General features: G+C 71.9%; 23 protein-coding genes. 7 read left to right on the forward strand and 16 right to left on the reverse strand.

Annotation, left to right across the window (positions count from 1 at the left end):
• Positions 1-6 precede the first annotated feature (6 nt).
• Positions 7-624 carry a thymidine kinase gene (locus tag ACSNN8_RS36720; RefSeq protein ID WP_436654771.1) on the forward strand — a complete coding sequence of 206 codons (618 nt, stop codon included), beginning with the start codon at positions 7-9 and terminating at the stop codon, positions 622-624.
• Here ACSNN8_RS36720 and ACSNN8_RS36725 read toward each other — a convergent pair.
• The 4 genes from ACSNN8_RS36725 to ACSNN8_RS36740 form a co-directional block, all read right to left on the reverse strand.
• The gene (locus ACSNN8_RS36725) at positions 613-1,092 is read right to left on the reverse strand and encodes an NUDIX hydrolase (RefSeq protein ID WP_436654772.1); all 480 of its coding nucleotides are present in this window, start codon (positions 1,090-1,092) and stop codon (positions 613-615) included. The genes ACSNN8_RS36720 and ACSNN8_RS36725 overlap by 12 nt on opposite strands.
• A complete protein-coding gene (locus ACSNN8_RS36730; protein ID WP_436654773.1) occupies positions 1,089-2,114 on the reverse strand; it encodes a threonine aldolase family protein in 1,026 nt (341 codons plus the stop codon). Before ACSNN8_RS36730 ends, ACSNN8_RS36725 begins: the two co-directional genes overlap by 4 nt.
• Complete coding sequence (locus ACSNN8_RS36735; RefSeq protein WP_436654774.1) at positions 2,107-3,513, reverse strand: class II 3-deoxy-7-phosphoheptulonate synthase; 1,407 nt, start codon at positions 3,511-3,513, stop codon at positions 2,107-2,109. The genes ACSNN8_RS36730 and ACSNN8_RS36735 overlap by 8 nt, the downstream gene beginning before the upstream one ends.
• Positions 3,514-3,585: 72 nt before the next feature.
• The gene (locus ACSNN8_RS36740) at positions 3,586-5,064 is read right to left on the reverse strand and encodes a glycosyl hydrolase family 18 protein (RefSeq protein WP_436654775.1); all 1,479 of its coding nucleotides are present in this window, start codon (positions 5,062-5,064) and stop codon (positions 3,586-3,588) included.
• A 229-nt stretch (positions 5,065-5,293) separates the two neighbouring features.
• Between ACSNN8_RS36740 and ACSNN8_RS36745 the strand changes: the two genes are divergently transcribed.
• The 3 genes from ACSNN8_RS36745 to ACSNN8_RS36755 all read left to right on the forward strand — a co-directional run bounded on the left by ACSNN8_RS36745 (position 5,294) and on the right by ACSNN8_RS36755 (position 7,355).
• The gene (locus ACSNN8_RS36745) at positions 5,294-5,959 is read left to right on the forward strand and encodes a DUF429 domain-containing protein (protein ID WP_436654776.1); all 666 of its coding nucleotides are present in this window, start codon (positions 5,294-5,296) and stop codon (positions 5,957-5,959) included.
• 131 nt (positions 5,960-6,090) lie between these two features.
• Complete coding sequence (locus tag ACSNN8_RS36750; protein ID WP_436654777.1) at positions 6,091-6,639, forward strand: hypothetical protein; 549 nt, start codon at positions 6,091-6,093, stop codon at positions 6,637-6,639.
• On the forward strand, positions 6,636-7,355 hold the full coding sequence (locus ACSNN8_RS36755) for a DUF6338 family protein (protein ID WP_436654778.1): 720 nt from the start codon (positions 6,636-6,638) through the stop codon (positions 7,353-7,355). The genes ACSNN8_RS36750 and ACSNN8_RS36755 overlap by 4 nt, the downstream gene beginning before the upstream one ends.
• A 37-nt stretch (positions 7,356-7,392) precedes the next feature.
• On the opposite strand, the gene proC is transcribed toward ACSNN8_RS36755, so the two are convergent.
• The 5 genes from proC to ACSNN8_RS36780 form a co-directional block, all read right to left on the reverse strand.
• On the reverse strand, positions 7,393-8,214 hold the full coding sequence (gene proC, locus ACSNN8_RS36760) for a pyrroline-5-carboxylate reductase (protein WP_436654779.1): 822 nt from the start codon (positions 8,212-8,214) through the stop codon (positions 7,393-7,395).
• 68 nt (positions 8,215-8,282) lie between these two features.
• Positions 8,283-9,311, reverse strand: coding sequence for a 6-phosphofructokinase (locus ACSNN8_RS36765; RefSeq protein WP_436654780.1), 1,029 nt, complete (start codon positions 9,309-9,311; stop codon positions 8,283-8,285).
• Positions 9,312-9,444: 133 nt separating this feature from the next.
• Positions 9,445-9,942 (reverse strand): pyridoxamine 5'-phosphate oxidase family protein, encoded by a 498-nt coding sequence (locus ACSNN8_RS36770; RefSeq protein WP_436654781.1) that lies wholly within the window; start codon positions 9,940-9,942, stop codon positions 9,445-9,447.
• Positions 9,943-10,005: 63 nt separating this feature from the next.
• Positions 10,006-10,494 carry a polyadenylate-specific 3'-exoribonuclease AS gene (locus ACSNN8_RS36775; protein ID WP_436654782.1) on the reverse strand — a complete coding sequence of 163 codons (489 nt, stop codon included), beginning with the start codon at positions 10,492-10,494 and terminating at the stop codon, positions 10,006-10,008.
• Positions 10,495-10,507: 13 nt separating this feature from the next.
• Positions 10,508-11,353 (reverse strand): phosphotransferase enzyme family protein, encoded by an 846-nt coding sequence (locus ACSNN8_RS36780; protein WP_436654783.1) that lies wholly within the window; start codon positions 11,351-11,353, stop codon positions 10,508-10,510.
• 227 nt (positions 11,354-11,580) lie between these two features.
• Between ACSNN8_RS36780 and ACSNN8_RS36785 the strand changes: the two genes are divergently transcribed.
• Positions 11,581-12,255, forward strand: coding sequence for a Crp/Fnr family transcriptional regulator (locus tag ACSNN8_RS36785; protein WP_436655565.1), 675 nt, complete (start codon positions 11,581-11,583; stop codon positions 12,253-12,255).
• A gap of 15 nt (positions 12,256-12,270) precedes the next feature.
• Here the strand turns inward: ACSNN8_RS36785 and ACSNN8_RS36790 are convergent, their stop codons facing one another.
• Positions 12,271-13,011, reverse strand: a complete 741-nt coding sequence (locus ACSNN8_RS36790; RefSeq protein ID WP_436654784.1) for a lysophospholipid acyltransferase family protein — start codon at positions 13,009-13,011, stop codon at positions 12,271-12,273.
• Positions 13,012-13,143: 132 nt separating this feature from the next.
• Between ACSNN8_RS36790 and ACSNN8_RS36795 the strand changes: the two genes are divergently transcribed.
• A complete protein-coding gene (locus ACSNN8_RS36795; protein ID WP_436654785.1) occupies positions 13,144-13,959 on the forward strand; it encodes a DUF308 domain-containing protein in 816 nt (271 codons plus the stop codon).
• 69 nt (positions 13,960-14,028) lie between these two features.
• Entirely contained in the window at positions 14,029-15,438 is a 1,410-nt protein-coding gene (locus tag ACSNN8_RS36800; RefSeq protein ID WP_436654786.1) for an alpha,alpha-trehalose-phosphate synthase (UDP-forming), read from the forward strand.
• On the opposite strand, the gene ACSNN8_RS36805 is transcribed toward ACSNN8_RS36800, so the two are convergent.
• From ACSNN8_RS36805 to ACSNN8_RS36830, 6 genes are all read right to left on the reverse strand, one after another.
• Complete coding sequence (locus ACSNN8_RS36805) at positions 15,435-16,208, reverse strand: alpha/beta hydrolase (protein ID WP_436654787.1); 774 nt, start codon at positions 16,206-16,208, stop codon at positions 15,435-15,437. The genes ACSNN8_RS36800 and ACSNN8_RS36805 overlap by 4 nt on opposite strands.
• On the reverse strand, positions 16,205-17,548 hold the full coding sequence (locus ACSNN8_RS36810; RefSeq protein ID WP_436654788.1) for a flavin-containing monooxygenase: 1,344 nt from the start codon (positions 17,546-17,548) through the stop codon (positions 16,205-16,207). The genes ACSNN8_RS36805 and ACSNN8_RS36810 overlap by 4 nt, the downstream gene beginning before the upstream one ends.
• Before the next feature lie 26 nt (positions 17,549-17,574).
• Positions 17,575-18,252 (reverse strand): endonuclease/exonuclease/phosphatase family protein, encoded by a 678-nt coding sequence (locus tag ACSNN8_RS36815; RefSeq protein ID WP_436654789.1) that lies wholly within the window; start codon positions 18,250-18,252, stop codon positions 17,575-17,577.
• A complete protein-coding gene (locus tag ACSNN8_RS36820; protein ID WP_436654790.1) occupies positions 18,252-19,202 on the reverse strand; it encodes an ROK family glucokinase in 951 nt (316 codons plus the stop codon). The genes ACSNN8_RS36815 and ACSNN8_RS36820 overlap by 1 nt, the downstream gene beginning before the upstream one ends.
• Positions 19,203-19,215: 13 nt before the next feature.
• Positions 19,216-20,199 carry a hypothetical protein gene (locus ACSNN8_RS36825; RefSeq protein ID WP_436654791.1) on the reverse strand — a complete coding sequence of 328 codons (984 nt, stop codon included), beginning with the start codon at positions 20,197-20,199 and terminating at the stop codon, positions 19,216-19,218.
• Between the two features lie 143 nt (positions 20,200-20,342).
• The gene (locus ACSNN8_RS36830) at positions 20,343-20,792 is read right to left on the reverse strand and encodes an SRPBCC family protein (RefSeq protein ID WP_436654792.1); all 450 of its coding nucleotides are present in this window, start codon (positions 20,790-20,792) and stop codon (positions 20,343-20,345) included.
• Positions 20,793-20,819: the final 27 nt, after the last annotated feature.

Consider the following 20,819-nt stretch of genomic DNA (forward strand, 5'->3'; position numbering starts at 1 on the left):
CGCGCGGTGGCCCAACTGCACTACCGATACGCGGCGATGAACAGCGGCAAGAGCACCATGGTCCTGCAGTACCGGCACACGTACGCCGCCTGCGGGCGCAACGGGCTGCTGATGACCCGGCTCGACCGGGCCGGCGAGGGCATCGTCTCGTCGCGGATCGGGATCAGCGCCGACGCCGTCGAGTTCGGCGCCGCCACCGACCTGGCTCACGTCGTGCTGGCCCACCCCGGCGCCCGCGTCGACCACGTCATCGTCGACGAGGCGCAGTTCCTCTCGGCCGAGCAGGTCGACCAGCTCGCCTGGCTCGTCGACGACCACGACATCGACGTGTTCACGTTCGGGCTGCTGTCGGACTTCCGCGGCGAGCAGTTCCCCGGCTCGGCGCGGCTGGTCGTGCTCGCCGACGTCGTGGAGGCGCTGCAGGTCTACCCGATGTGCTGGTGCGGGCAGCCGGCGCGGATGAACGCCCGGGTCAGCGACGGCGTCATGGTGCGCGACGGCGACACCGTCGTGGTCGGCAACACCGACGCGGACGCCGAGGTGCGCTACGTGGTGCTGTGCCGCCGTCACCACCGGGCCGGCCGGCCGTACGCCCCGGCCCCGGCGGTGGCCCTAGCGGGGTGAACCCTCGATGACCAGCGGCGCGGCCGGCGGCCCCTCGTCCAGCAGCGCCGGCAGCAGGCGGGCCAGGTCGCGCGGCGCGAAGACGTCGGCCGACGCGACGATCTCGGGCAGCCGCCACCAGCGGAACTCGCCCACGTTCTCGGCGGCGAGCTCCTCGGCCGTCAGCGTGCCCCGCGGCGTGAAGGCGGGCACCCGCACCAGGAAGTAGTCGTTGATCACGCCGTCGTAGCCGGGCACGTAGTGCACGCCGTGGGTCTCGCGGTGCCACACGTGCGGCGGCGCGAAGGTGAGGTCCAGCCCGGTCTCCTCGGCGAGCTCGCGCCGCAGCGCCTCGAGCAGCGTCTCCCCCGGCTCGATCCCGCCGCCGGGCGGCACCCACAGCGTGGCGTCGCCCAGCGGCGTGGCGTAGAGCAGCAGCCGGTCCTCGGGATCGAGCACCAGGCCGCGTACGGAATGGCGCAGCCTCATGCGTCCCGCAGGAGCCCGCTCAGCACCTCGATCGCGCGGTCCAGCGCCTCGTCGTCCACGTCGAGGTGGGTGACCAGCCGCGCGACCGTGGGGAACATCGCGACCAGCCGCACCCCCCGCTCGGCGGCCGCGGCGACCAGGGCCGGCGCGTCCAGGGCCGACTTCGACAGGTCGAGCGGCACCAGGTTGGTGCGGATGCGGCCGGGGTCGACCACGCCGTACGGCGCGAGGGCCTCGGCCAGCCGGCGGGCGCGGGCGTGGTCGTCGGCCAGGCGCTCGATGTGGTGGTCGAGCGCGTGCAGGCCGGCGGCCGCGAGGATGCCGACCTGCCGCATGCCGCCGCCCATCCGCTTGCGGATCAGCCGGGCCTGGGCGATCCGGGCGGCGCTGCCCACGATCAGCGAGCCGACCGGGGCGCCGAGCCCCTTGGACAGGCACACCGACAGCGTGTCGAACAGGGCCCCGTACGCCGCCAGCGGCACCCCGTCGGCCACGTGCGCGTGCCAGATGCGGGCGCCGTCGCAGTGCAGGGCCACGCCGGCCTCGTCGGCCACGGACCGCAGCCCCTTGATCGTCGCGAGCGGCACGACACCGCCGTACCCGAGGTTGTGGGTCTGCTCGACGGCGATCGCGTGCGTGGGCACCGACGGGTAGCCGGCCGGGCGGATCATCGCGGCGATCTGGTCGACGTCGAGGTCGGCGCCGACGGCCGGCCACGTGCGGGTCGAGATGCCGCCGATCGTCGCCGCGGCGCCCAGCTCGTACGTCACCACGTGCGCGTCGGCGCCCGCGAGCAGCTCGTGGCCGGGGGTCACGACCAGCTGCAGGGCGATCTGGTTGGCCATCGACCCCGACGGGGCGAACAGCGCCGCCTCGTGACCGAACATCTGGGCGACGCGCGCCTCGAGGGCCTGCACGGTGGGGTCGTCGCCGAAGACGTCGTCACCCACCTCGGCGGAGGCCATCGCCTCGCGCATCGCGCGGGTGGGCCGGGTGACGGTGTCCGAACGTAGATCAACCACGAAGCATCTCCGCGACGAGGAACGCGAGCTCGAGGCTCTGCTGGGTGTTCAGGCGCGGGTCGCACGCCGTCTCGTAGCGGCCGGGCAGGTCGAGGTCCTCGATGCCCTGCGCGCCGCCGAGGCACTCGGTGACGTCCTCGCCGGTGAGCTCGATGTGGATGCCGCCGGGGTGGGTGCCGAGGCCGCGGTGCACCTCGAAGTAGCCGAGCACCTCGTCGACGATCCGGTCGAAGTGGCGGGTCTTGTAGCCGTTGGACGACTCGTGCGTGTTGCCGTGCATCGGGTCGCACTGCCAGACGACCTTGGCGCCGGCCGCGGTGACCTTCTCCACGATCGGCGGCAACGCGTCGCGGACCTTGCCGTTGCCCATGCGGCTGATCAGCGTCAGCCGGCCCGGGATGTTGTCGGGGTTGAGCTTCTCGCACAGCTCGATCGCGGTCTCGGGGGACGTGCCCGGGCCGAGCTTCACGCCGATCGGGTTGGCGATCCGCGAGATGAAGTCGATGTGCGCGTGGTCGAGCTGCCGGGTGCGTTCGCCGACCCACAGGAAGTGGCCGCTGAGACCGTACGCCCGGCCGTCGCTCACCCGGGTCAGCGCGCGGTCGTACTCGAGCGCGAGCGCCTCGTGCGAGCAGTACAGGCTGACCGTGCGCAGCGCCTCGCTGTCGGTCATGCCGCAGGCGCGGATGAAGTCGAGCGCGCGGTCGATCTCGCGCGCGATCGCCTCGTAGCGCTCGCCGGCGGGCGAGGCGCGTACGAAGTCCTTGTTCCAGTCGTGCAGCCCGTGCAGGTCGGCCAGGCCGCCGGCCAGATAGGCGCGCAGCATGTTCATCGCGGCGGCCGAGTTCGCGTACGCCCGGATCATGCGCTGCGGGTCCGCGACGCGCGCCGCCTCGGTCGCCTCCAGCGAGTTGATCAGGTCGCCGCGGTAGGCGGGCAGGCCGAGCGAGTCGGTCGCCGAGGAGCGGGGCTTGGTGTACTGCCCGGCGACCCGCGCGACCTTGACGACGGGCATCGAGGCGCCGTACGTCAGCACGACCGCCATCTGCAGCAGCGTGCGCGCGTTGGCGAGCAGGTGGCTCTCGGTGTTGTTGTCGAACGTCTCGGCGCAGTCGCCGCCCTGCAGCAGGAACGCGCGGCCCTCGCACACGTCGGCGAGCTTGGCCCGCAACTGGTCGACCTCGTAGGGCGCGACGATCGACGGCACGTTGTCGAGGACCTGGCAGACCTTGGCGACCTCCTCGAGGTCCTCCCACGGCGGCATCTGCACCCGGGGCAGGGCGCGCCAGCGGTCGAGGCCGAGCGCGGAGTCCTCGGCGGAGTCGGTCGACGGGCGGGAGGTCTGCAAGGCCGGGTTGCCCACCCCCGGGTAGCTGAGCTGATGCCACTCTCGGCGCATACCTTCAAGCGTACGGAAGCGGGGCACCAGGCTTTCGCCCGGTGCCCCGCTTCGCACTGAGGAGAGGAAGGACTAGAGGTTGTTCTTGATGGCGCTGATCAGCTCACCGTTGCTGGTGTCGCCGGAGAACTCCCAGAAGAAGGCTCCGCCGAGACCCTGCTGCTTCACGTAGCTCATCTTCCCGGCGATGGTGGACGGGGTGTCGTAGCTCCACCAGTTGCTGCCGCACTTGGCGTACGCGGTGCCCGCGACCGTGCCCGTGGCCGGGCAGCTGTTCTTGAGCACCTTGTAGTCCTCGATGCCGGCCTCGTAGGTGCCCGGCGCCGCGCCGGTGGCCGAGCCGCCCGGGGCGGTCTGGGTGACGCCGGTCCAGCCGCGGCCGTAGAAGCCGATGCCGAGCAGGATCTTGTTCGCCGGGACGCCCTTGCTCTTGAGCTTCTGGATCGCCGCGTCCGAGTAGAACCCGGCGGTCGGGATGCCGGCGTACGAGGTGAGCGGCGAGTGCGGGGCGGTCGGGCCCTGCGCGGCGAACGCGCCGAAGTAGTCGTACGTCATCGGGAAGACCAGGTTGAGCTTGGCGATGCCCGAGGCGTAGTCGGCCACGTCGAGCTTGCCGCCGTTCGAGCCGTCCGCCGAGATCGCCGAGGTGATCGTGAAGGACGAGCCGAACTTGGTGCGCAGCGCGCTGATCACCTTGTTGTAGGCGTCGGGGCCGCTGGTGTCGCAGGTCAGGCCGCAGGCGTTCGGGTACTCCCAGTCGACGTCGATGCCGTCGAAGACGTCGGCCCAGCGGGGGTCCTTGACCAGGTTGTAGCAGGAGTTGGCGAACGCGGTGGGGTTGGCCGCGGCCTGGGTGAAGCCGCCGGACCAGGTCCAGCCGCCGAACGACCAGATCACCTTGATGTTCGGGTACTGCTTCTTGAGCTTGCGCAGCTGGTTGAACGAGCCGCGCAGCGCGCCGGCGTCCCAGGTGTCGGCCACGCCGTCGACGCTGTTGGCCGCGGTGTACGCCTGGTCGTAGTCGGCGTAGGCGTCACCGATCGAGCACTGGCCGCCGGTGGTGTTACCGAACGCGTAGAGGATGTGCGTCAGCTTGGCCGCCGAACCCGAGGTGACCAGGTTCTTGACGAAGTACTGCCGGCCGTAGACGCCCCACTCGGCGAAGTAGCCGACGACGTTCTTGCCGCTGGTGCCCGGCGGCGTCGTGGTCGGCGGCGTGGTGGGGGGTGTGGTCGGCGGGGTCGTGGGGGGCGTGGTCGGCGGCGTGGTGGGGGGCGTGGTCGGCGGGGTGGTGCCGCCACAGACACCGTTGTCGATCCAGACGTCCCACTGTCCGCTGTGCGTGCTGGGCGCCTCGTTCTGCGTCCACCACTTGGCGGTGTAGTTGTGACCGTTCTGCGAAGCGACGTTGTCCTTGACGTAGGTGGCGGTAGAGGACCACGCGGGGGCACAGGCCGCAGCGGCCGACGCCTGGGTCGCCGGGATCGCGGCGGTGGCGGCCACCACCACGATCGCGGACACCCAGGTGGCGCGGCGGAGGGATTTCTGCACTGGGTCTCCTCGTTGAACAGTTAGGAAAGTTTCCAAAAAGTTCGTTGGAGAGACGGTAGTCACACGTATTCACAGTCGTCAAGACGGTGACGAGGGATTACGCAAAGGCTTAACTTTGCCGCACCGACGGCTACGGGGTGCACACTGACGGACACAGCGCGTAGTCTGCGGACATGACCATCTCCGACGTCGTCGAACTAGGGGCCGCACGCCGCCGATGAGCATTCGAGTGATTGGAGTCGATGCGTACGCGCTCGGCTGGGTCGGCGTCGAGCTGCGCGACGGCTCGTTCGGCCGGGCCGTGCTGGCCTCCACGCTGTACGAGATCGTGGCCGGCAGCTCCGGCGCCTCGGTGATCGGCGTGGACATCCCGCTGGGCATGCTGCCCGACCGCTGGCGGGCCGCCGACACGCTCGCCGCCGACCAGCTCGGCCCGCGGCGCGGCAGCGTGTTCCGGGTCCCGCCCCGCGCCGTCTGGCAGGAGTCCGACTTCACGGCGGCCAACCGGCTCTGCCGGGAGCTGACCGGGGCCGGGCTGAGCCGGCAGTCGTGGGCGCTGCGGCCCAAGCTGCTCGAGGCGAACGCGATCTGGGAGCGGCACCCCGGGCTGCTGTTCGAGGCGCACCCCGAGGTCTCGTTCCGCACGATGGCGGGCGAGCCCCTGCAGTACGCCAAGAAGACGTGGACCGGTCAGGCCCGGCGTCGCGAGCTGCTCGCCCGCAACGGCATCGTGCTGCCCGACCAGATCGGCCCGGCCGGCCAGGCCCCGCCCGACGACATCCTCGACGCGGCCGCCGTGGCGTGGTCCGCCCACCGGATGGCCACCGGCACCGCCCTGAGCCACCCGAGCCCGCCCGAGGACAACAACGGCTCGAAGATCGCCATCTGGTACTGAGGGACGTTCTTGAGTTCGTCGACCGCAACAAGCTCATGACGGGCGTCAGATCGAGGTCAGAAGCATTGTCCGTACCCGATCGCCCCGACGACGGTCAAGGAGCGTGCGGTCCCGGACGAAAGGGTTCGGCGATGGGCGACCGCTTCGATCCCAACATTCCGCCGGCCGGGCCGACTGACCCCAGCCTCCAGGGCGAGTTCACCACCGTCGCAGCCCTTGGCGATCAGCCCACGCTCGGCACGGCGAACTTGGTCATCAACCCCGATCAACCCTTTCACGTCGAAGTCAGGTGGCATGTCTTCGGCAACCTGGTACCGCTCTGGCTGACAGCGCTGTCCACCCGGACCAAAGACTGGGTCGTCACAGTTTTTGCGGAGTCACAGGGCCCGGGCGACGAGGTCATCCTCGGGGAAGTTCGTGTCCCGGTTCGCGGGCCGTATTTCTCCCAAGATGAAACCTACTCGGCCAAACTCACTGTTCCCGCCGGCACGCTTGCTCCCAGCGGCCACCACAGCCCAATGCAGTCGGGCGTCTACAAGCTCATCGTCACGACGTTCCTCGACTCGGACCTCGGGACCGTCGGATACGACATGATGGGCTACGCCGAAGGCCCCATCGTCAAGGTCGAGCCAGGAGTGAACGACTCGGACACCACGCCGCCCGACGTGTCGGGGCCATGATTCCCGAAACGCTCGGCGCGTTGCTGGCGCTTCTCTTCCTCATCGCTCCGGGCCTGGTGTACACCTCCGTGCTGGAACTGCGCCGCCCGCCGACCAGGGATTCCGCCTTCATCGAAGCGAGCCGGGTCGCGTTGTCGAGCTTGGCATTCGGCATGGCGTCGGCGCTGGTTCTCGGGCTGCTGCATGTGCTCGGCCGTATCGACCTTCCGGACCCGGGTCGGTGGCTCTCCGAGGGCGCCCGGTACACGGCGGAAAACTTTCAGCAGGTCGTTGTTGCTGTGTTCCTGCAGACGGCTCTCTCGTGCGCTCTTGCCGGCGCGACGGGGTGGATGGCTACTCGTCGTCTGCGCTCACGGTACCGGGACGACACCGTGTTCGGATCGGTGTTCCGCAGGTATCCGCCGGTCGACCACTACCCCTGGGTGCACGTACGCCTGGACAACGACATCGAGTACTGGGGCTTCGAGCGCATGCACGACGACCGTGACGAGGCCGGCACCCGGATGATCGTGCTTCAAGGCAAAGGACTGCAAAGAAAGCTTCCCGGGGAGAACGGCCGGCTGCGGATCGGCGACACGTGGGATGTCGTTGCCATCGATGCAGACAGGATCCGGTGCCTTGAGGTCGTCTATATCAGTCGGGACGGCAAGCGCCGAGGCGCCACGAGCACGGACGAGCCGGAGGGCCGTCCGCTGTCTGCGCCGGAGCCCACGTAGCTGCGCTTGAACGACAGGGCTCACGGCCGGTGGAGAGTCAGGGCTTGGCGGTCATCTCGGCGGCGATGTCGCGGGCGCGGTTGCGGGCGGCCTCGAGGGCTGTGAGGAAGGCGGCCCGTACGCCGTGGGACTCGAGCTCGCGCAGCGCGGAGGCGGTGGTGCCGGCCGGCGAGGTGACGGATTCGCGCAGCTTGGCGGGATGCTCGCCGGAGTCGCGCAGCATCGTGGCCGAGCCGACCGCGGTCTGCACCGCCAGCTCGTGGGCGACGTCGCGCGGCAGGCCGAGCAGGACGCCGGCGTCGATCAGCGCCTCGACCACCAGGTAGAGGTAGGCGGGGCCGGAGCCGGAGAGCGCGGTGACCGCGTCCTGCTGGCTCTCGGGCACGCGCAGGGTGCGGCCGATCGGCCGGAAGATCTCCTCGACGGCGGCCAGGTGCTCGTCGGTCGCGTACGGCCCTGGGGAGATCACCGTCATGGCCTGGTCGACTTTGGCGGGCGTGTTGGTCATGACCCGCACGACCGGGATGCCGCCGGGCAGCCGCTCGGTGAAGAAGGAGGTCGGCAGCCCGGCGCAGAGCGACACCACGAGCTTGTCCGGCGGCACCTTCTTGCCGAAGTCGTCCAGCAGCCGGCCCGCGTCCTGCGGCTTGACGGCGATCAGCAGCACGTCGGCCTGGGTGACCGCGGTCAGGTTGAGCACCGGGCGGATGCCGTAGCGCTCGGCGAGCTCGGCGGCGCGTTCGGGACGCCGGGTCGTGGCGAGCACCTGCTGCGCGGGCCAGCCGGAGCGCAGCAGCCCGGAGAGGACCAGCTCGCCGAGCTTGCCCGTGCCGATCACGGCGACACTCTGCTTGGTCATGAACCCCGTCCCTGGAGAAAGAAGCAAGGGGCGACCACCCGGTGGCCGCCCCTTGCTCAAAGCTCGACCTAGCTGCCGAAGAAGACCTCGGCCTCCTCGTAGCGCGACAGCGGCACGGTCTTGAGCTCGCCGGTGCCGTCGATCAGCGGCACACGCACGATGTCGGTGCCCCGCAGCGCCATCATCTTACCGAAGTCACCCTCGTTGACGGCGTCGATCGCCTGCAGACCGAAGCGGGTCGCGAGCACCCGGTCGAACGCCGACGGGGTGCCGCCGCGCTGGATGTGACCGAGGACGACCGTACGGGCCTCCTTGCCGGTCTTCTCCTCCAGCTGCTCGGCGAGCCACTGGCCGATGCCGCCGAGGCGCACGTGGCCGAACGCGTCGAGCTCCTGGTTGTGCAGCACCATCTGGCCCTCGAGCGGCTGCGCGCCCTCGGCGACCACGACGATGGGCGCGTACTCGACCTGGAAGCGCTTGGTCACGTACGTCGCGACCTGCTCGACGTCGAAGTTGCGCTCGGGCAGCAGGATGACGTTCGCGCCACCGGCCAGGCCGGCGTGCAGCGCGATCCAGCCGGCGTGGCGGCCCATGACCTCGACGACCAGCGTGCGGTGGTGCGACTCGGCCGTGGTGTGCAGCCGGTCGATGGCCTCCATCGCGATGTTGACCGCGGTGTCGAAGCCGAACGTGAAGTCGGTGGCGTTGAGGTCGTTGTCGATCGTCTTGGGCACGCCGACCACGTTGACGCCCAGGTCGTTGAGCTTCGTGGCGACGCCCAGGGTGTCCTCGCCGCCGATCGCGACGAGCGCGTCCACGCCCTGCTCGGCCAGGTTCGCCTTGATCTTCTCGACGCCACCCTCGATCTTGAAGGGGTTGGTGCGCGAGGAGCCCAGGATGGTGCCGCCGCGGGGCAGGATGCCGCGGACCTCGGCGATGCCGAGCGGCTTCGTCAGACCCTCGAGCGGGCCCTTCCAGCCGTCCCGGAAGCCGACGAACTCGTGACCGTAGGCGGCGACGCCCTTGCGCACCACAGCCCGGATAACCGCGTTGAGACCGGGGCAGTCGCCGCCGCCGGTGAGCACGCCGATACGCATGTCTGGTGGTCCTCCCTGATGTCACCGATAGCCCGTCGAACCCCAGGGAGAAAGGTCGGCAGCGTTGCCGGGCCCGGGGCGGGCCGCGACCCGAATGCTAGTCGCCGCCCGCCGCCCAGGTGCAGCCGCCCCGCTAAAGGCGCACAGTTTCGTTCTCGCCCGCATCCGGTGTCTTTCCGGTTACGGCGGCCTTGGCGTAGCCGATCGCGGTCACCACCTTGGAGCTGTGCGCGGCCTCCCAGTACTCGGCGCTGTGGCCCAGCACCTTGACCAGCGTCAGCGTCGGCGTCTCGAGCCCGTCCGGGAACCACGCCTTGAGCACCGGGTTCCACAGTTCCTTGGCCTTCTCCGGGTCGTCGACGCGGGTCGCGTCGCCGGCGATGGAGATCCAGTTGTTCTGCTTCGCGTCGCTGAACGAGACGTTCACCTGCGGCTGCAGGGTGATCTCCTCGACCAGGTCGGAGTCGGCGTAGGTGAAGAACCACAGGTCGCCGTCGAACTCGACGTCCTGCAGCGCCATCGGCCGGCTCACCAGCTTGCCGTCCTTGGTGCGGGTGGTCAGCATGCAGATGCGGGCGTCCTTGACCATCTGCCTGACCTTGTCGCGGCGCTCCTGCTCGATGTCGGCCATCGCCGTCCCTCCTCGTCGGTTACCCCTGCTGCGGTTCCCGCCGCGGGGGCGGTCAAACGAGGATCACCCGCCCATGGCGCGCCAGCGGGCCAGGTTGTGACGGGCGTCGACCAGCGCGTCGTGCCGGCCCGACATGGAGGGCAGCGCCGGGCGGCCGCGGTCGTCCCAGAGCTGCCGCAGGTCCTTGGTGAAGCGCGGGATCTCGCGCGGCAGGGCCGGCATCGCGCCCCACAGCTGGGCGAGCGCCACATGGTCGTACGCCGCGAACCAGGCCCACAGCTCGATCTGCTCGTCGCGGCCGCGCACCGGCTCGGTCAGGAACGCGAACAGGTCGTCGCGGATGCGCTCGCGCGAGCGCCAGGCCTTGTCGGAGGGTGAGGGCAGCTTGTCGAGCACGTTGCGGCGCACCCACGGGATGGCGCGGCTGTCGTCGAACTCCGTGCTGACCGCGTAGAACTCGCGGCCGAACTCGTCGACGACCCCGATCGAGACCAGGTCGACGGTGCGCCCGTCCTCGATGAACTCGCAGTCGTAGAAATAGCGGTAAGGCACCGGGCCCATGCTGTCATGCCCGCAGCGCCTCCCGCGCGCGGCGCAGCTCCTCGGGCCGTCCCGCGCGCGCCGCGTGGTCGGCCAGCACGGCCCAGCGCAGCCGCAGCAGCACCGGCAGGACGGCGTGCAGCTCGTCGGCCTCGACCGGACCGGCCGCCAGGTAGCCGTCGAGCAGTTCCGCGGCCCGCGCCTGTCCCCCGGCGTAGACGACCGCCGCCGCCACGTCGTACACCAGCGGGCCCACCTCGCCGACCCCGCAGTCGAGCAGCCCGGCGCGTCCGGTGCCCGGGTCCACCACGAAGCCGCCCGGAGCGGGGTCGCCGTGCAGTACCCCGTACGTCAGCCGGTCGGTCACCGTGAGCCGCTTGGCCGCGGCCGACGCGTCGGCGACCGCGGCCCGCAGCCACGGCTCCGCGTCGAGGTGAGCGGCCGCGGGGTCGAGCGGCTGCCAGGCACGCAGCCCCGGGTGGTGGAAGTGCTGCAACGCCCCGTGCACGACGCCCAGCCGGTCGCCCCACCACTGCTGGTCGACCGGATCGGCGCCGTCGAGCCGGCGTCCGGGCGCCCGGCGCAGCACGGCGAACGCCCCGGACCCGGTCAGGGCGGTGAGGGTGCCGGAGAGCGTACGCACCGGCTCCCCCACGGCGATGCCGCGGTCGCGCAGGCTCTCGGCCGCGGCCAGCCCCGCCTCGGCCGGCAGCCGGTCGGCGGGGTCGCACAGCCGGACGACGTAGCGGTCGTCGCCCGCGGTCACCTCCCAGCCGTGGGTCAGGATCACGTCGTCCAGGGCGACGATCTCACCGGCGGCGAGATGCCACTGGTCCCGCAGGGTCGATCGAAGAAGCTCATCATCCGGCACCGCGGGATTATCGCGGCAGAAACGAAAAAAGCGACGGACTCCGTGGGCGATGCTCACCCGTGGCATCGAAAGGTTTACAGATAGCGACCGGCGCGACATGATCCTATGAGCAGAAATGGCGCTGGTGGAGAGCTGTGTGCTAAGAGTGATCGTTCGCGTCGAGGGGCCGGCGCGGCCGCTCGCCGCCACGGCCCCACCGGGGGAGGGATGACGCCGTGGACCACCGCATGCCGGACAACGGTGACGCGCTGACCGGCGTGGACATGTTCGCCGGTCTCGAACCGGACGTCCGCCAACGCGTCATCGCCACCGCGGTCCCGCGCACGTACCGCAAAGGACAGATCATCTTCGTCGAGCACGACCCCGGCGAATCCCTGATCATCCTCAAGCGCGGCGCCGTGGCCATCTTCCGCACCGCCCCCACCGGGGAGCGCGCGGTGCTCACCGTGGTCCGCCCGCCCGACGTCATCGGCGAGGTGTCCCTGCTGGACGCCTCCGCCCGCAGCGCGTCGGCCGAGGCGATCGAGGACTGCCAGGCGCTCACGCTGTCGCGGTCGGCGTTCATCGACCTCGTGCACGCCAACCCGCGCATCCTCGACGCGGTGATGCGCTCGGTCGGCGCGCTGATCCGCCGCCTCACCGAGCAGAACACCGACCACGTCTTCCTCGACCTGCCCGGCCGGGTCGCCAAGACGCTGGTACGGCTCGCCGGCGAGAGCCAGGCCCCGATGATCACGATCGAGCTCAACCAGAGCCAGCTCGCCGAGATGGCCGGCGGCTCCCGGCAGAGCGTGAACCAGGCGATCGGCTCGTTCGCCAGCCGCGGCTGGCTGCGCACCGAGGGCCGCCGCATCGTCATCACCGACCTGCAGGCCCTGCGCCGCCGCGCCGGCATGAGTTGAGGGCGCCGGCTGCGCCTACCCTTTCTCGGTGCCCTCGACACGGACGGGCGCGGTGCGACTCGGGTCGCGCTTGACGGGCGACTCGATGGTTGTCTTCAAGCTTGAGGCGTATACGTCTACGTACTCGCGGCCGGACATGGCCATCAGCTCGAACATGATCTCGTCGGTGATGGCGCGCTCGATGAAGCGGTCGCCCTTGGCGTGGGCGTAGCGGGAGAAGTCCAGGGGTGCGCCGAACCGCATGCGCACGCGCTTGATCTTGGGGATCAGCGTGCCGGTGGGCTGGATCTCGTCGGTGTTGAGCAGCGCCACCGGCACCACCACGGCGCCGCTCTCGAGCACGAGCCGGGCCACTCCGGTCTTGCCGCGGTAGAGCCGGCCGTCCGGCGAGCGGGTCCCCTCCGGATAGATGCCCGCAACGCCGCCCTCGCGCAGCACCCGCAGCAGCGTGTCCAGGGCCGCCTGGGCCGCCTTGCCGCCCGAACGGTCCACCGGGATCGTCCCGGTTCCGCTGAAGAACTGGCGCATCAGCCAGCCTTTGATGCCCTTGCCGGTGAAATACTCCGCTTTGGCGACGAACGTCACTCTCCGGTCCACCACGAGCGGTGTGAAGATCGAATCGGAGAACGACAGGTGGTTGCACGCCAGAATGACCGGCCCGCTGCGGGGCAGGTGGGACAGGCCGCGCACGTCGGGGCGGAAGAGAAGCTTGAGCGGCGGCCCGAGAAGCACGTACTTGAGCAGCCAGTAGAACACGGGCGTCCTTCCCTGGGCGTCCCTGGGCGTCAAGGAAGCGTACGAGCTTCAACGCCGCGCCACAACGCACTCCCGCAACCTGTCCCTGTCGTGTCACCATTCAAGGCACGGTCGGCGAGGGAGTGTGCAGGGGTGACAGCGGGTGGTGCCCGCCGCGGGCGGCGGGACAACGGGATCGACGCGACCGACTACGCGGTCGCGGGCGATGTGGATCCGCGCGTCGGCGAGCACCTGCTCGACGTGCTGGCGGCCGGCGGCATAGCGGCCTACCTGCAGCCGACGGCCGACCTCAATCCGATTCTGCGCGCCACCACCCTGCCCGCACGCCCCATCGACCGCCTCTACGTCGACCGCGCCCACCTCGAGGTCGCCCGCGAGCACCTGCACAAGGCGACCGGCGGCGAGCCGCCGACACCGCCCCCGCCGCCGCGCGACCCGACCGCCGAGCCCGACGTCGAGGCCGAGTGGGCCAAGATCGTCGCCGGCTTCCACACCTCGGTCGACCCGACGTCCGCGCCCTGGCCGGCCGCCGAGGGCATCGAGGCGCCCCAGCCCCCGCGCAGCGGCGGGCTGCCCGACGCCGCCGACTTCTCCGGCGTCTCGCTGGGCCGGCGGCGCACCGACCGGCCCACCGAGGACCCGTCGCTGCTCGACGGCCTCGACACGTTCGGCGCCGGCCTGCCGGGCGACGACGAGGACGAGGAGGACGAGCGCTACGTCCCGCCGCCGCCCCCGCCGCTGCCGCGCATCTCGAAATACGCGGTCATCGGCGTGCTCAGCGTGGTGGTCGGCTTCCTGCTGTTCCTGTTCCCGACGATGCTGCCGATCGACCGCGACTACGTGACGCTGATCGGCTTCGCGGCGATCGTCGCCGGCGCGGTCATGCTGGTCTGGCGGCTGCGCTCCGGCGACGACGAGGACGACTACGACGACGGCGCCGTGGTCTGACTCCCCCTGTGAGCTGTTCCATAGACGACCGTCACTAGGGCTTGCGTAGTCATCCGATAACCTTCGGTGATGCGTCAGAGCTCGCTGGTCGTCGTCGCCAACCGCCTCCCGCTCGACGACAACGCCGCCATGGACGGCGCCTGCGAGTGGCGGCGAAGTCCCGGCGGCCTGTCCAGCGCGCTGCACGCGATCCTCGAGCAGACCCCGGCCACCTGGGTGGGCTGGGGCGGCAGCATCGGCGGCGCCCGCGAGCTGCCCGACATCGGCAGCCTGCGGCTGCGCCCGATGGCGCTCAGCGAGGACGAGATGCGCGGCTACTACGAGGGCTTCGCCAACTCGACGCTCTGGCCGCTCTATCACGACGCGGTGGAGCAGCCCGTGTTCGACCGCGGGTGGTGGGAGACGTACCGGACGGTCAACCAGCGCTTCGCCGAGGCCGCCGCCGAGGTGGCCGAGCCGGGAGCCGCGATCTGGGTGCAGGACTACCACCTGCAGCTGGTCCCCCAGCTGCTGCGCGAGCTGCGGCCCGACGTACGGATCGGCTTCTTCCTGCACGTCCCGTTCCCGCCGCCCGAGCTGTTCATGCAGCTCCCCCGCCGGGTCGAGCTGCTGCGCGGGATGCTCGGCGCCGACCTGGTGGGCTTCCAGCGGCCGCAGGCGGCGCACAACGTCGCCCAGCTCGCGACGAAGCTGCTCGGCGGGCACGGCGGCGACGAGGAGATCATGCTGGACGGCCGCACCATCCGCACCGGCGCGTTCCCCGTGTCGATCGACGTGGCCGAGATGCGGTCGCTGTCGGCCCGGCCGTACGTGGTGAACCAGGCCCGGCAGCTGCGGCGCGACCTCGGCACGCACAAACGGGTGCTGCTCAGCGTGGACCGGCTCGACTACACCAAGGGCATCGAGCACCGGCTCACCGCGTACTCGGAACTGCTGCGCGACGGCCGGGTCAAGGTCCGCGACGTGGTGATGGTGCAGGTCGCGGTGCCCAGCCGGGAGCGGGTGGAGAGCTACCGCTCGCTGCGCGACCGCATCGAGGGCGAGGTCGGGCGCATCAACGGCGAGTACGGCCGGGTCGGCGAGCCGGCCATCCACTACCTCAACCAGCCGTTCGACCGGGCCGACCTGACCGCGCTCTACCAGACCGCCGACGTCATGGTCGTGACCCCGCTGCGCGACGGCATGAACCTGGTCGCCAAGGAGTTCGTGGCCGCCCGCCGCGACGACACCGGCGCCCTGGTCCTCAGCGAGTTCGCCGGGGCCGCCGCCGAGCTCGAGGACGCGTTCCTGGTCAACCCGCACGACGTCGACGGGCTCAAGGAGACGCTGCTGCGGGCGCTGGCCGCCGACGCGAGCGAGCTGAGCGCCCGCATGAAGGCGATGCGCGCGCACATCACCAGCCACGACATCCACGCGTGGGCGCGCGCCTATCTGACCGCGCTCGACGAGACCGGCCGGCTGGCCCAGCACCTGCCCTAGGCGACCGGCTCCTTGACGAGCCAGTCGAGGATCGCCTCGATCGGCTCGGCGCGGGCCACGTCGAGCATCAGGTCGTGGCCCATGCCGGGGAACAGCAGCGGCGCGCCGCCGTAACGGGCCGCCGTCCGGTCCAGCGAGCCGCGCGGCACGACCTTGTCCTCGGGGCTGCCCACGACCAGCACGGGCGGGTCGCCCACCGGGCGCGGCGGCGGGCCGTGCGTCACCAGCTCCCGGCGCGGCCGGGCGTCGAGGCGGCCGAGGATCTCCCGCGCGCGCTCGTCCGGCATCGCGGGGCTGAACAGCTGCCGGCGGCTCAGCCTCAGCCGCCCGCCGAGCAGCGCGGGCAGCGTACCGGCCGGGTTGGTCCGCAGCGCCGCCCCCAGCGTCGCCCAGCCGTCGAGCACGGGTGCGCTCAGCACTGCCGCCCGTGCCGGATAGCGACCCAGGGCGTACGCGACCACGAGCGCACCCGTTCCGTGGCCGATCAGCACCGCCTGGCGCGGCAGCGACGCCGCCACCTGGACGACGTCGTGCACGTGGGCCCGCAGCGCGCCGCCCGTCCGCGGGGTCAGCGCGTGCGCCGCGAAGCCCCGGGCCGCGGCGTGCGGCAGCCAATGGTCGGCGAACGCCCACGCCCCGTGCCCGAGCCCGGGCACGAACAGCAGCGGCGGCCGGTCCGGGTCGGTGTCCTCGGTGTGCGACACGACCTCACGCCGCACCGGAGGCACGGGGTCGGTCCAGTCCTCGAAGCGCAGCGGCCCGGACCTCACGACGCCGGCTCCATCTCGCGCAGCAGCCCCTCGACCGCCCGCAGGTAGTCGGCGTGGTCGACCTCGAACCAGTGCCGGGCGGTCGGCACCACCCGCCGCCGTGACCAGCTCGCGAGCGGCCGGGCCGACTCCTTCTGCTGCACCCGGCCGGCCCGCGCCGGGTCGGCGGCGTGCAGCCGCAGCCACCGCGCCACCGCCACGCTCTGCCAGTGCGCCAGCGGGAACAGTCCGAAGTCGGCCTGCACCAGACCCACCACGGCCAGCGTCGGGTGCCGCCGGGCGAACACGTGCAGGTGCAGGTCGGGGCGGCCGTCGCCGTCGATGCCGAGCAGCTCGGGCGCGAGGAACTCGAAGCGCGGGCGGTAGCCGGTCGCGGTGACCACCAGGTCGGGCTCGACGCGGCGGCCGTCGGCGAGCACCGCGGACGCGCCGTCGAACGCGGTCACGTCGGGCACCGGGACGATCCGGCCGTGACCCAGGAAGTAGGGCAGCTGGCTGTTGACGATCGGGTGGCTCTCGTACGGCCGGTGGTCGGGGCGCGGAAGGCCGTACCGGGTCAGGTCGCCGGTCGTCAGCGCGAGCACCCGGCGGTAGAGCCACTGCCGCAGCCGCAGCGGCAGCCGCCACCGGAGCAGGCGGTCGTTGACCTGGTCGGCGGGGCGGCCGAGGACGTACTTGGGGGCGTACCAGTAGCCGCGGCGCGTCGAGTGCCAGACCGCGCTCGCCTGCTGGGCGGCCTCGACGGCGATGTCGCAGCCGGTGTTGCCGCCGCCGATCACGAGCACCTTGCGGCCGCGCAGCTGGGCCGGGTCCTTGTACTGCGCCGCGTGGATCACCTCGCCGCGGAAGTCGCCGGGGACCTCGGGGCGGGCCGGCGACCAGTTGTGCCCGTTGGCGACCACCACTGCGGCGTAGCGCTGCACCCGCTCCGAGCCGCCGCCGGTGGACTGCGTCGTCACGTCCCAGCGGCCGTCGCCGACCGGCGCCACCGAGACCACCTCGGTGCCGAACCAGACGCTGTCCGCCAGCCCGAAGTGCCGCGCGTAGCTCTCCAGGTACGACAGCACGAGCCGGTGGCCGGGGTAGTCGGGCCACGTGTCCGGCATCGGGAAGTCGGGGAACTCGGTCAGCGGCCGCGACGAGATCAGGTGGGTGCCCGCGGAGACCGGGCTGCGGTCGTGCCGCCAGTTCCACGCCCCGCCCACCGACGTCTCCCGCTCGTAGCAGTCGACCTCGAAACCGTGCTCGCGCAGGTTCTTGATCGTGGCGAGACCGCTGGCGCCGGCCCCGACGACGCAGACGGCGTCTCGACGGTCGGCGATGTCAGGGGTGTCGGGCACCCGGCGATAGTGCCAGACCGGGCCGCCTACGAGGAAGGGAGCCGGAGGTCCGCGACGACCGGAAGATGATCACTCGCCCGGCGGGCCTGCTCGGTCTCGACGATCTCGTACTTCTCGATGGTGATGCCGGGGCTGACGAAGATCCCGTCGAGGCGCCGGTTGGGCAGCGCGGCGGGGAAGGTGGGCGGGGCTTCCGCGTACGAGATCAGGCCGTCCTCGACCGTGCGCCAGGCCCCGCCGCCCGGGCCCTCGTTGAGGTCGGCGGCGGCGATCACCGGTCCCTCGATCCGGCCGAGCTCCTGTTTCCACAGCGCCGCCTGGCTCGGCCGCTCGGCGGGGTCGGTGGCCAGGTGCGAGCCCGAGACGGTGAACCGGCCGCCGCGCACCGACCCCTCGGCGAACGCGGCGCCGCGCAGGTGCCGGCCCGGGGTCAGCGGATAGCGCATGCACCAGGTCCGGTGCACCGCTACCCGCAGGCTGACCAGCAGCAGGTTGCCCAGCGAGGGCAGCCCGCCGGCGGCCACCACCATGCCCAGGTCGTCGGCGAGCGCCGCGCACTTGTGCCGCCACCGGAAGCGGCGCGGCGCCTCCTGCACGACCAGGACGTCGGGCGCGAGGTCGCGGACCGTGCCGACCAGCGCGGCGCGGTCGTCCCGGAGGCCGTGGACGTTGTAGCTGACGACCCGCAGCAGCGCGCCCGACATCAGACGCGTCGCGCCAGGTCCGCCGCGCCGACCACGCCGGCGGTGTTGCCCGTCTCGGCGGCGTGCAGCTCGGCGACCGGGAACCGGCCCCGCTGCTTGAGCTGGTCGCGGTAGGCGTGCTGGGTGGGCGCCATCAGCAGGTCGCCGGCGTCGACCACGCCGCCGCCGACCACCAGGATCTGCGGGTCGAAGCTCTGCGCCAGGTCGGCCATCGCGACGCCCAGCCAGTACCCGATCTGCGCGAACGCGTCGCGGGCCACGCCGTCGCCGGCCCGCGCGGCCTCGGTGATCTGGCGGCCGGTGATCGCCAGCGCGTCGCCGCCCGCGAGCGCGAGCAGCTTCTCGGCCTTCTCCGGCTCCTGCCGGGCGCCGGCGCGCGCGAACCGGACCAGGGCGTTGCCGCTCGCGTACTGCTCCAGGCAGCCCATCCGGCCGCAGCCGCACGGGTGGCCGTCGGGCACCGACTGGATGTGGCCGAGCTCGCCGGCGATGCCGTTCGCGCCGCGCCACAGCTTGCCGCCCAGCACGATGCCGCCGCCGATGCCGGTGCCCACGGTGATCATCACCATCGAGTCGTCCGCGTGCCGGGCGACGCCGAAGCGGAACTCCGCCCAGGCCGCCACGTTCGCGTCGTTCTCGAGCACGGTGGGCAGGCCGACCGCCTTGCTCACGTAGGCGCGCAACGGCTCGTCGCGCCAGGCGAGGTTGGGCGCGAACAGCACGGTGTCGCCCGGCGCGTCGATCCACGCCGCCGCGCCGATGCCGATGGCGGTCGCCTGCGGATAGGCCTGCGCCAGCTCGGCGGCGACCTCGACGATCGTGTCCCGCGTGCCGGCCGGGTCCTCGGCGGGGGTGCTCCGGCGGTTCGACGCCAGCACCGTGCCGTGCTCGTCGACCACCCCACCGGCCACCTTGGTGCCGCCGACGTCGACTCCGATGGTCAGCGTCACGCTGCCCGTCCCCTCATCTGTCCGCTTGCTCGGCGCCGTCGTCGCCGGCCTCGTCGCCCGCTTCGCCGTCGCCCGTCCCGCCGGGCTGACCGCCCGCCACATCATGATCCACCGCCGTGCCCGACGCAGTGGCGGCCGCCCATACATCAAACCTTTGAGGAGTACGCCCGTCGCGCGCCACCCGCCCAGCGGTGTCCCCCGTCTCCCCGCCGCCCGCCGTTCCCGGAGCACTCGCCGCCCGGCCCGCGCCCAGCCTCCCGCCCGCTCCACCGGCCGTCCCGCCCGCGCTCCCGGCGCCACCCGCATCAGCCGCCCCGCCCGCGCCCCCCGCGCCACCGACGCCGGCCGGGCCTGCCGTGCTGTCCGCGCCCGCCGTTCCCGCACTGGACTGTGCCGCCGCCGCGGCCTCGCGACGCGCCTTGGCCAGCGCCGCCGCCTCGGCCACCCGGCGCTCTGCCTCGGCCGCCGCCCGCAGCGCCGCCGCCTTGCGCTCCGCCAGCTCGGCAGCGTGCGCCGTCGCCACCGCTGCCGCGCTCTCGGTCGTGGCCGCGGCCCACGGGTTCTGATCCCGGACCGCCGCCTCGACCGCTCCCCCATCGGACATTTCCGATTCATTGGATTTGGTGATGTCGGTGGCCGCCGCCCATGCTCCGTCCGAGTTGTTGCGGGAGGCACGCGTCGCCGTCGACCAGGCCTGGTCGGGGTTCGGCTCGGGCGCCCGCGGCGGGGCCGCCGGCTTGGGCCGCTCCCCCACGATGGCCGAGACCGACCGCAGCAATCCCGCCACCGACCCGGCGAGGTCGCCCGCGCTGCCGGCCAGGCGCGCGGCCGTCTCGGGCTTCGGGTCGCGCATCGCCGCGATCGCCCGGCACACCGGGCACACGCAGCACTCCGCCTCGCCGGTGGCCCACCGCTCGCCGAACGCCTGACCGGTCACGGCCCGGGCCAGCACCGCGGCGACCAGCCGCTCGGCCTCTTCACGCGCTGATCCAGCCATCGAACCCTCCTCGAACCGCTCGTAGCCCTCGGACCAGCCCGCCGACCCGCGAGCCGTCACCCCTCGGACCAGCCCGTCAGCCCTTGGACCAGCCTGCCAGCTCGCGAGCCCGTCGGCCCAGCCTCACCCCCGCGGCGAGGCGGTCAGCTCGGCAGGCTCTCCACCCGGCGCTTGAGCTGTTTCAGCGCCGTATCCATGATCATCTTTTCGGCCTTGCGGCGGAACATGCCCAGCATGCCGATCGAGAGCTCGACCTCCAGCGTGTAGGTCACCGTGGTGGTGCCGTCGCCGTTCTCGACCAGGTCGTAGGAGCCGCGCTGCGACTTCTGCGTCTTCGAGGGCGCGACCAGATGCCACTCGACGCGCGACAGGTCGTCGGCGTACGCGTACTCCAGCGTGTAGTCGTCGGCCATCACGCCGGCATCGATCACGAAGCGCACTCGGTAGGCGTAGCCGTCCTCGTACTCCTCGAGGACCTCCACCTGCTTCATCGCCTCGGCCCACTCGGGGTAGCGCGGGAAGTCGCTGATCACCGCGGCCACGCGGTCGAGGGGCGCATGAACCTGGATCGACTGCGTCGAGGTATCCGCCATGCACGGAGGCTACCCCCCGCCTGCGAC

Origin of the sequence: Actinoplanes sp. URMC 104, from assembly GCF_051386375.1 — a bacterium.
Taxonomy (GTDB): Bacteria; Actinomycetota; Actinomycetes; order Mycobacteriales; family Micromonosporaceae; genus Actinoplanes.

What these genes read in the sequence shown, in the direction of transcription:
- ACSNN8_RS36765 (WP_436654780.1), bottom strand. Translation starts at nt 9,311, where the DNA reads ATGCGTATCGGCGTGCTCACCGGCGGCGGCGACTGCCCCGGTCTCAAC.
- ACSNN8_RS36800 (WP_436654786.1), top strand. Translation starts at nt 14,029, where the DNA reads ATGCGTCAGAGCTCGCTGGTCGTCGTCGCCAACCGCCTCCCGCTCGAC.
- ACSNN8_RS36770 (WP_436654781.1), bottom strand. Translation starts at nt 9,942, where the DNA reads ATGGCCGACATCGAGCAGGAGCGCCGCGACAAGGTCAGGCAGATGGTC.
- ACSNN8_RS36725 (WP_436654772.1), bottom strand. Translation starts at nt 1,092, where the DNA reads ATGAGGCTGCGCCATTCCGTACGCGGCCTGGTGCTCGATCCCGAGGAC.
- ACSNN8_RS36785 (WP_436655565.1), top strand. Translation starts at nt 11,581, where the DNA reads ATGCCGGACAACGGTGACGCGCTGACCGGCGTGGACATGTTCGCCGGT.
- ACSNN8_RS36815 (WP_436654789.1), bottom strand. Translation starts at nt 18,252, where the DNA reads ATGTCGGGCGCGCTGCTGCGGGTCGTCAGCTACAACGTCCACGGCCTC.
- proC (WP_436654779.1), bottom strand. Translation starts at nt 8,214, where the DNA reads ATGACCAAGCAGAGTGTCGCCGTGATCGGCACGGGCAAGCTCGGCGAG.
- ACSNN8_RS36750 (WP_436654777.1), top strand. Translation starts at nt 6,091, where the DNA reads ATGGGCGACCGCTTCGATCCCAACATTCCGCCGGCCGGGCCGACTGAC.
- ACSNN8_RS36755 (WP_436654778.1), top strand. Translation starts at nt 6,636, where the DNA reads ATGATTCCCGAAACGCTCGGCGCGTTGCTGGCGCTTCTCTTCCTCATC.
- ACSNN8_RS36735 (WP_436654774.1), bottom strand. Translation starts at nt 3,513, where the DNA reads ATGCGCCGAGAGTGGCATCAGCTCAGCTACCCGGGGGTGGGCAACCCG.
- ACSNN8_RS36830 (WP_436654792.1), bottom strand. Translation starts at nt 20,792, where the DNA reads ATGGCGGATACCTCGACGCAGTCGATCCAGGTTCATGCGCCCCTCGAC.
- ACSNN8_RS36825 (WP_436654791.1), bottom strand. Translation starts at nt 20,199, where the DNA reads ATGGCTGGATCAGCGCGTGAAGAGGCCGAGCGGCTGGTCGCCGCGGTG.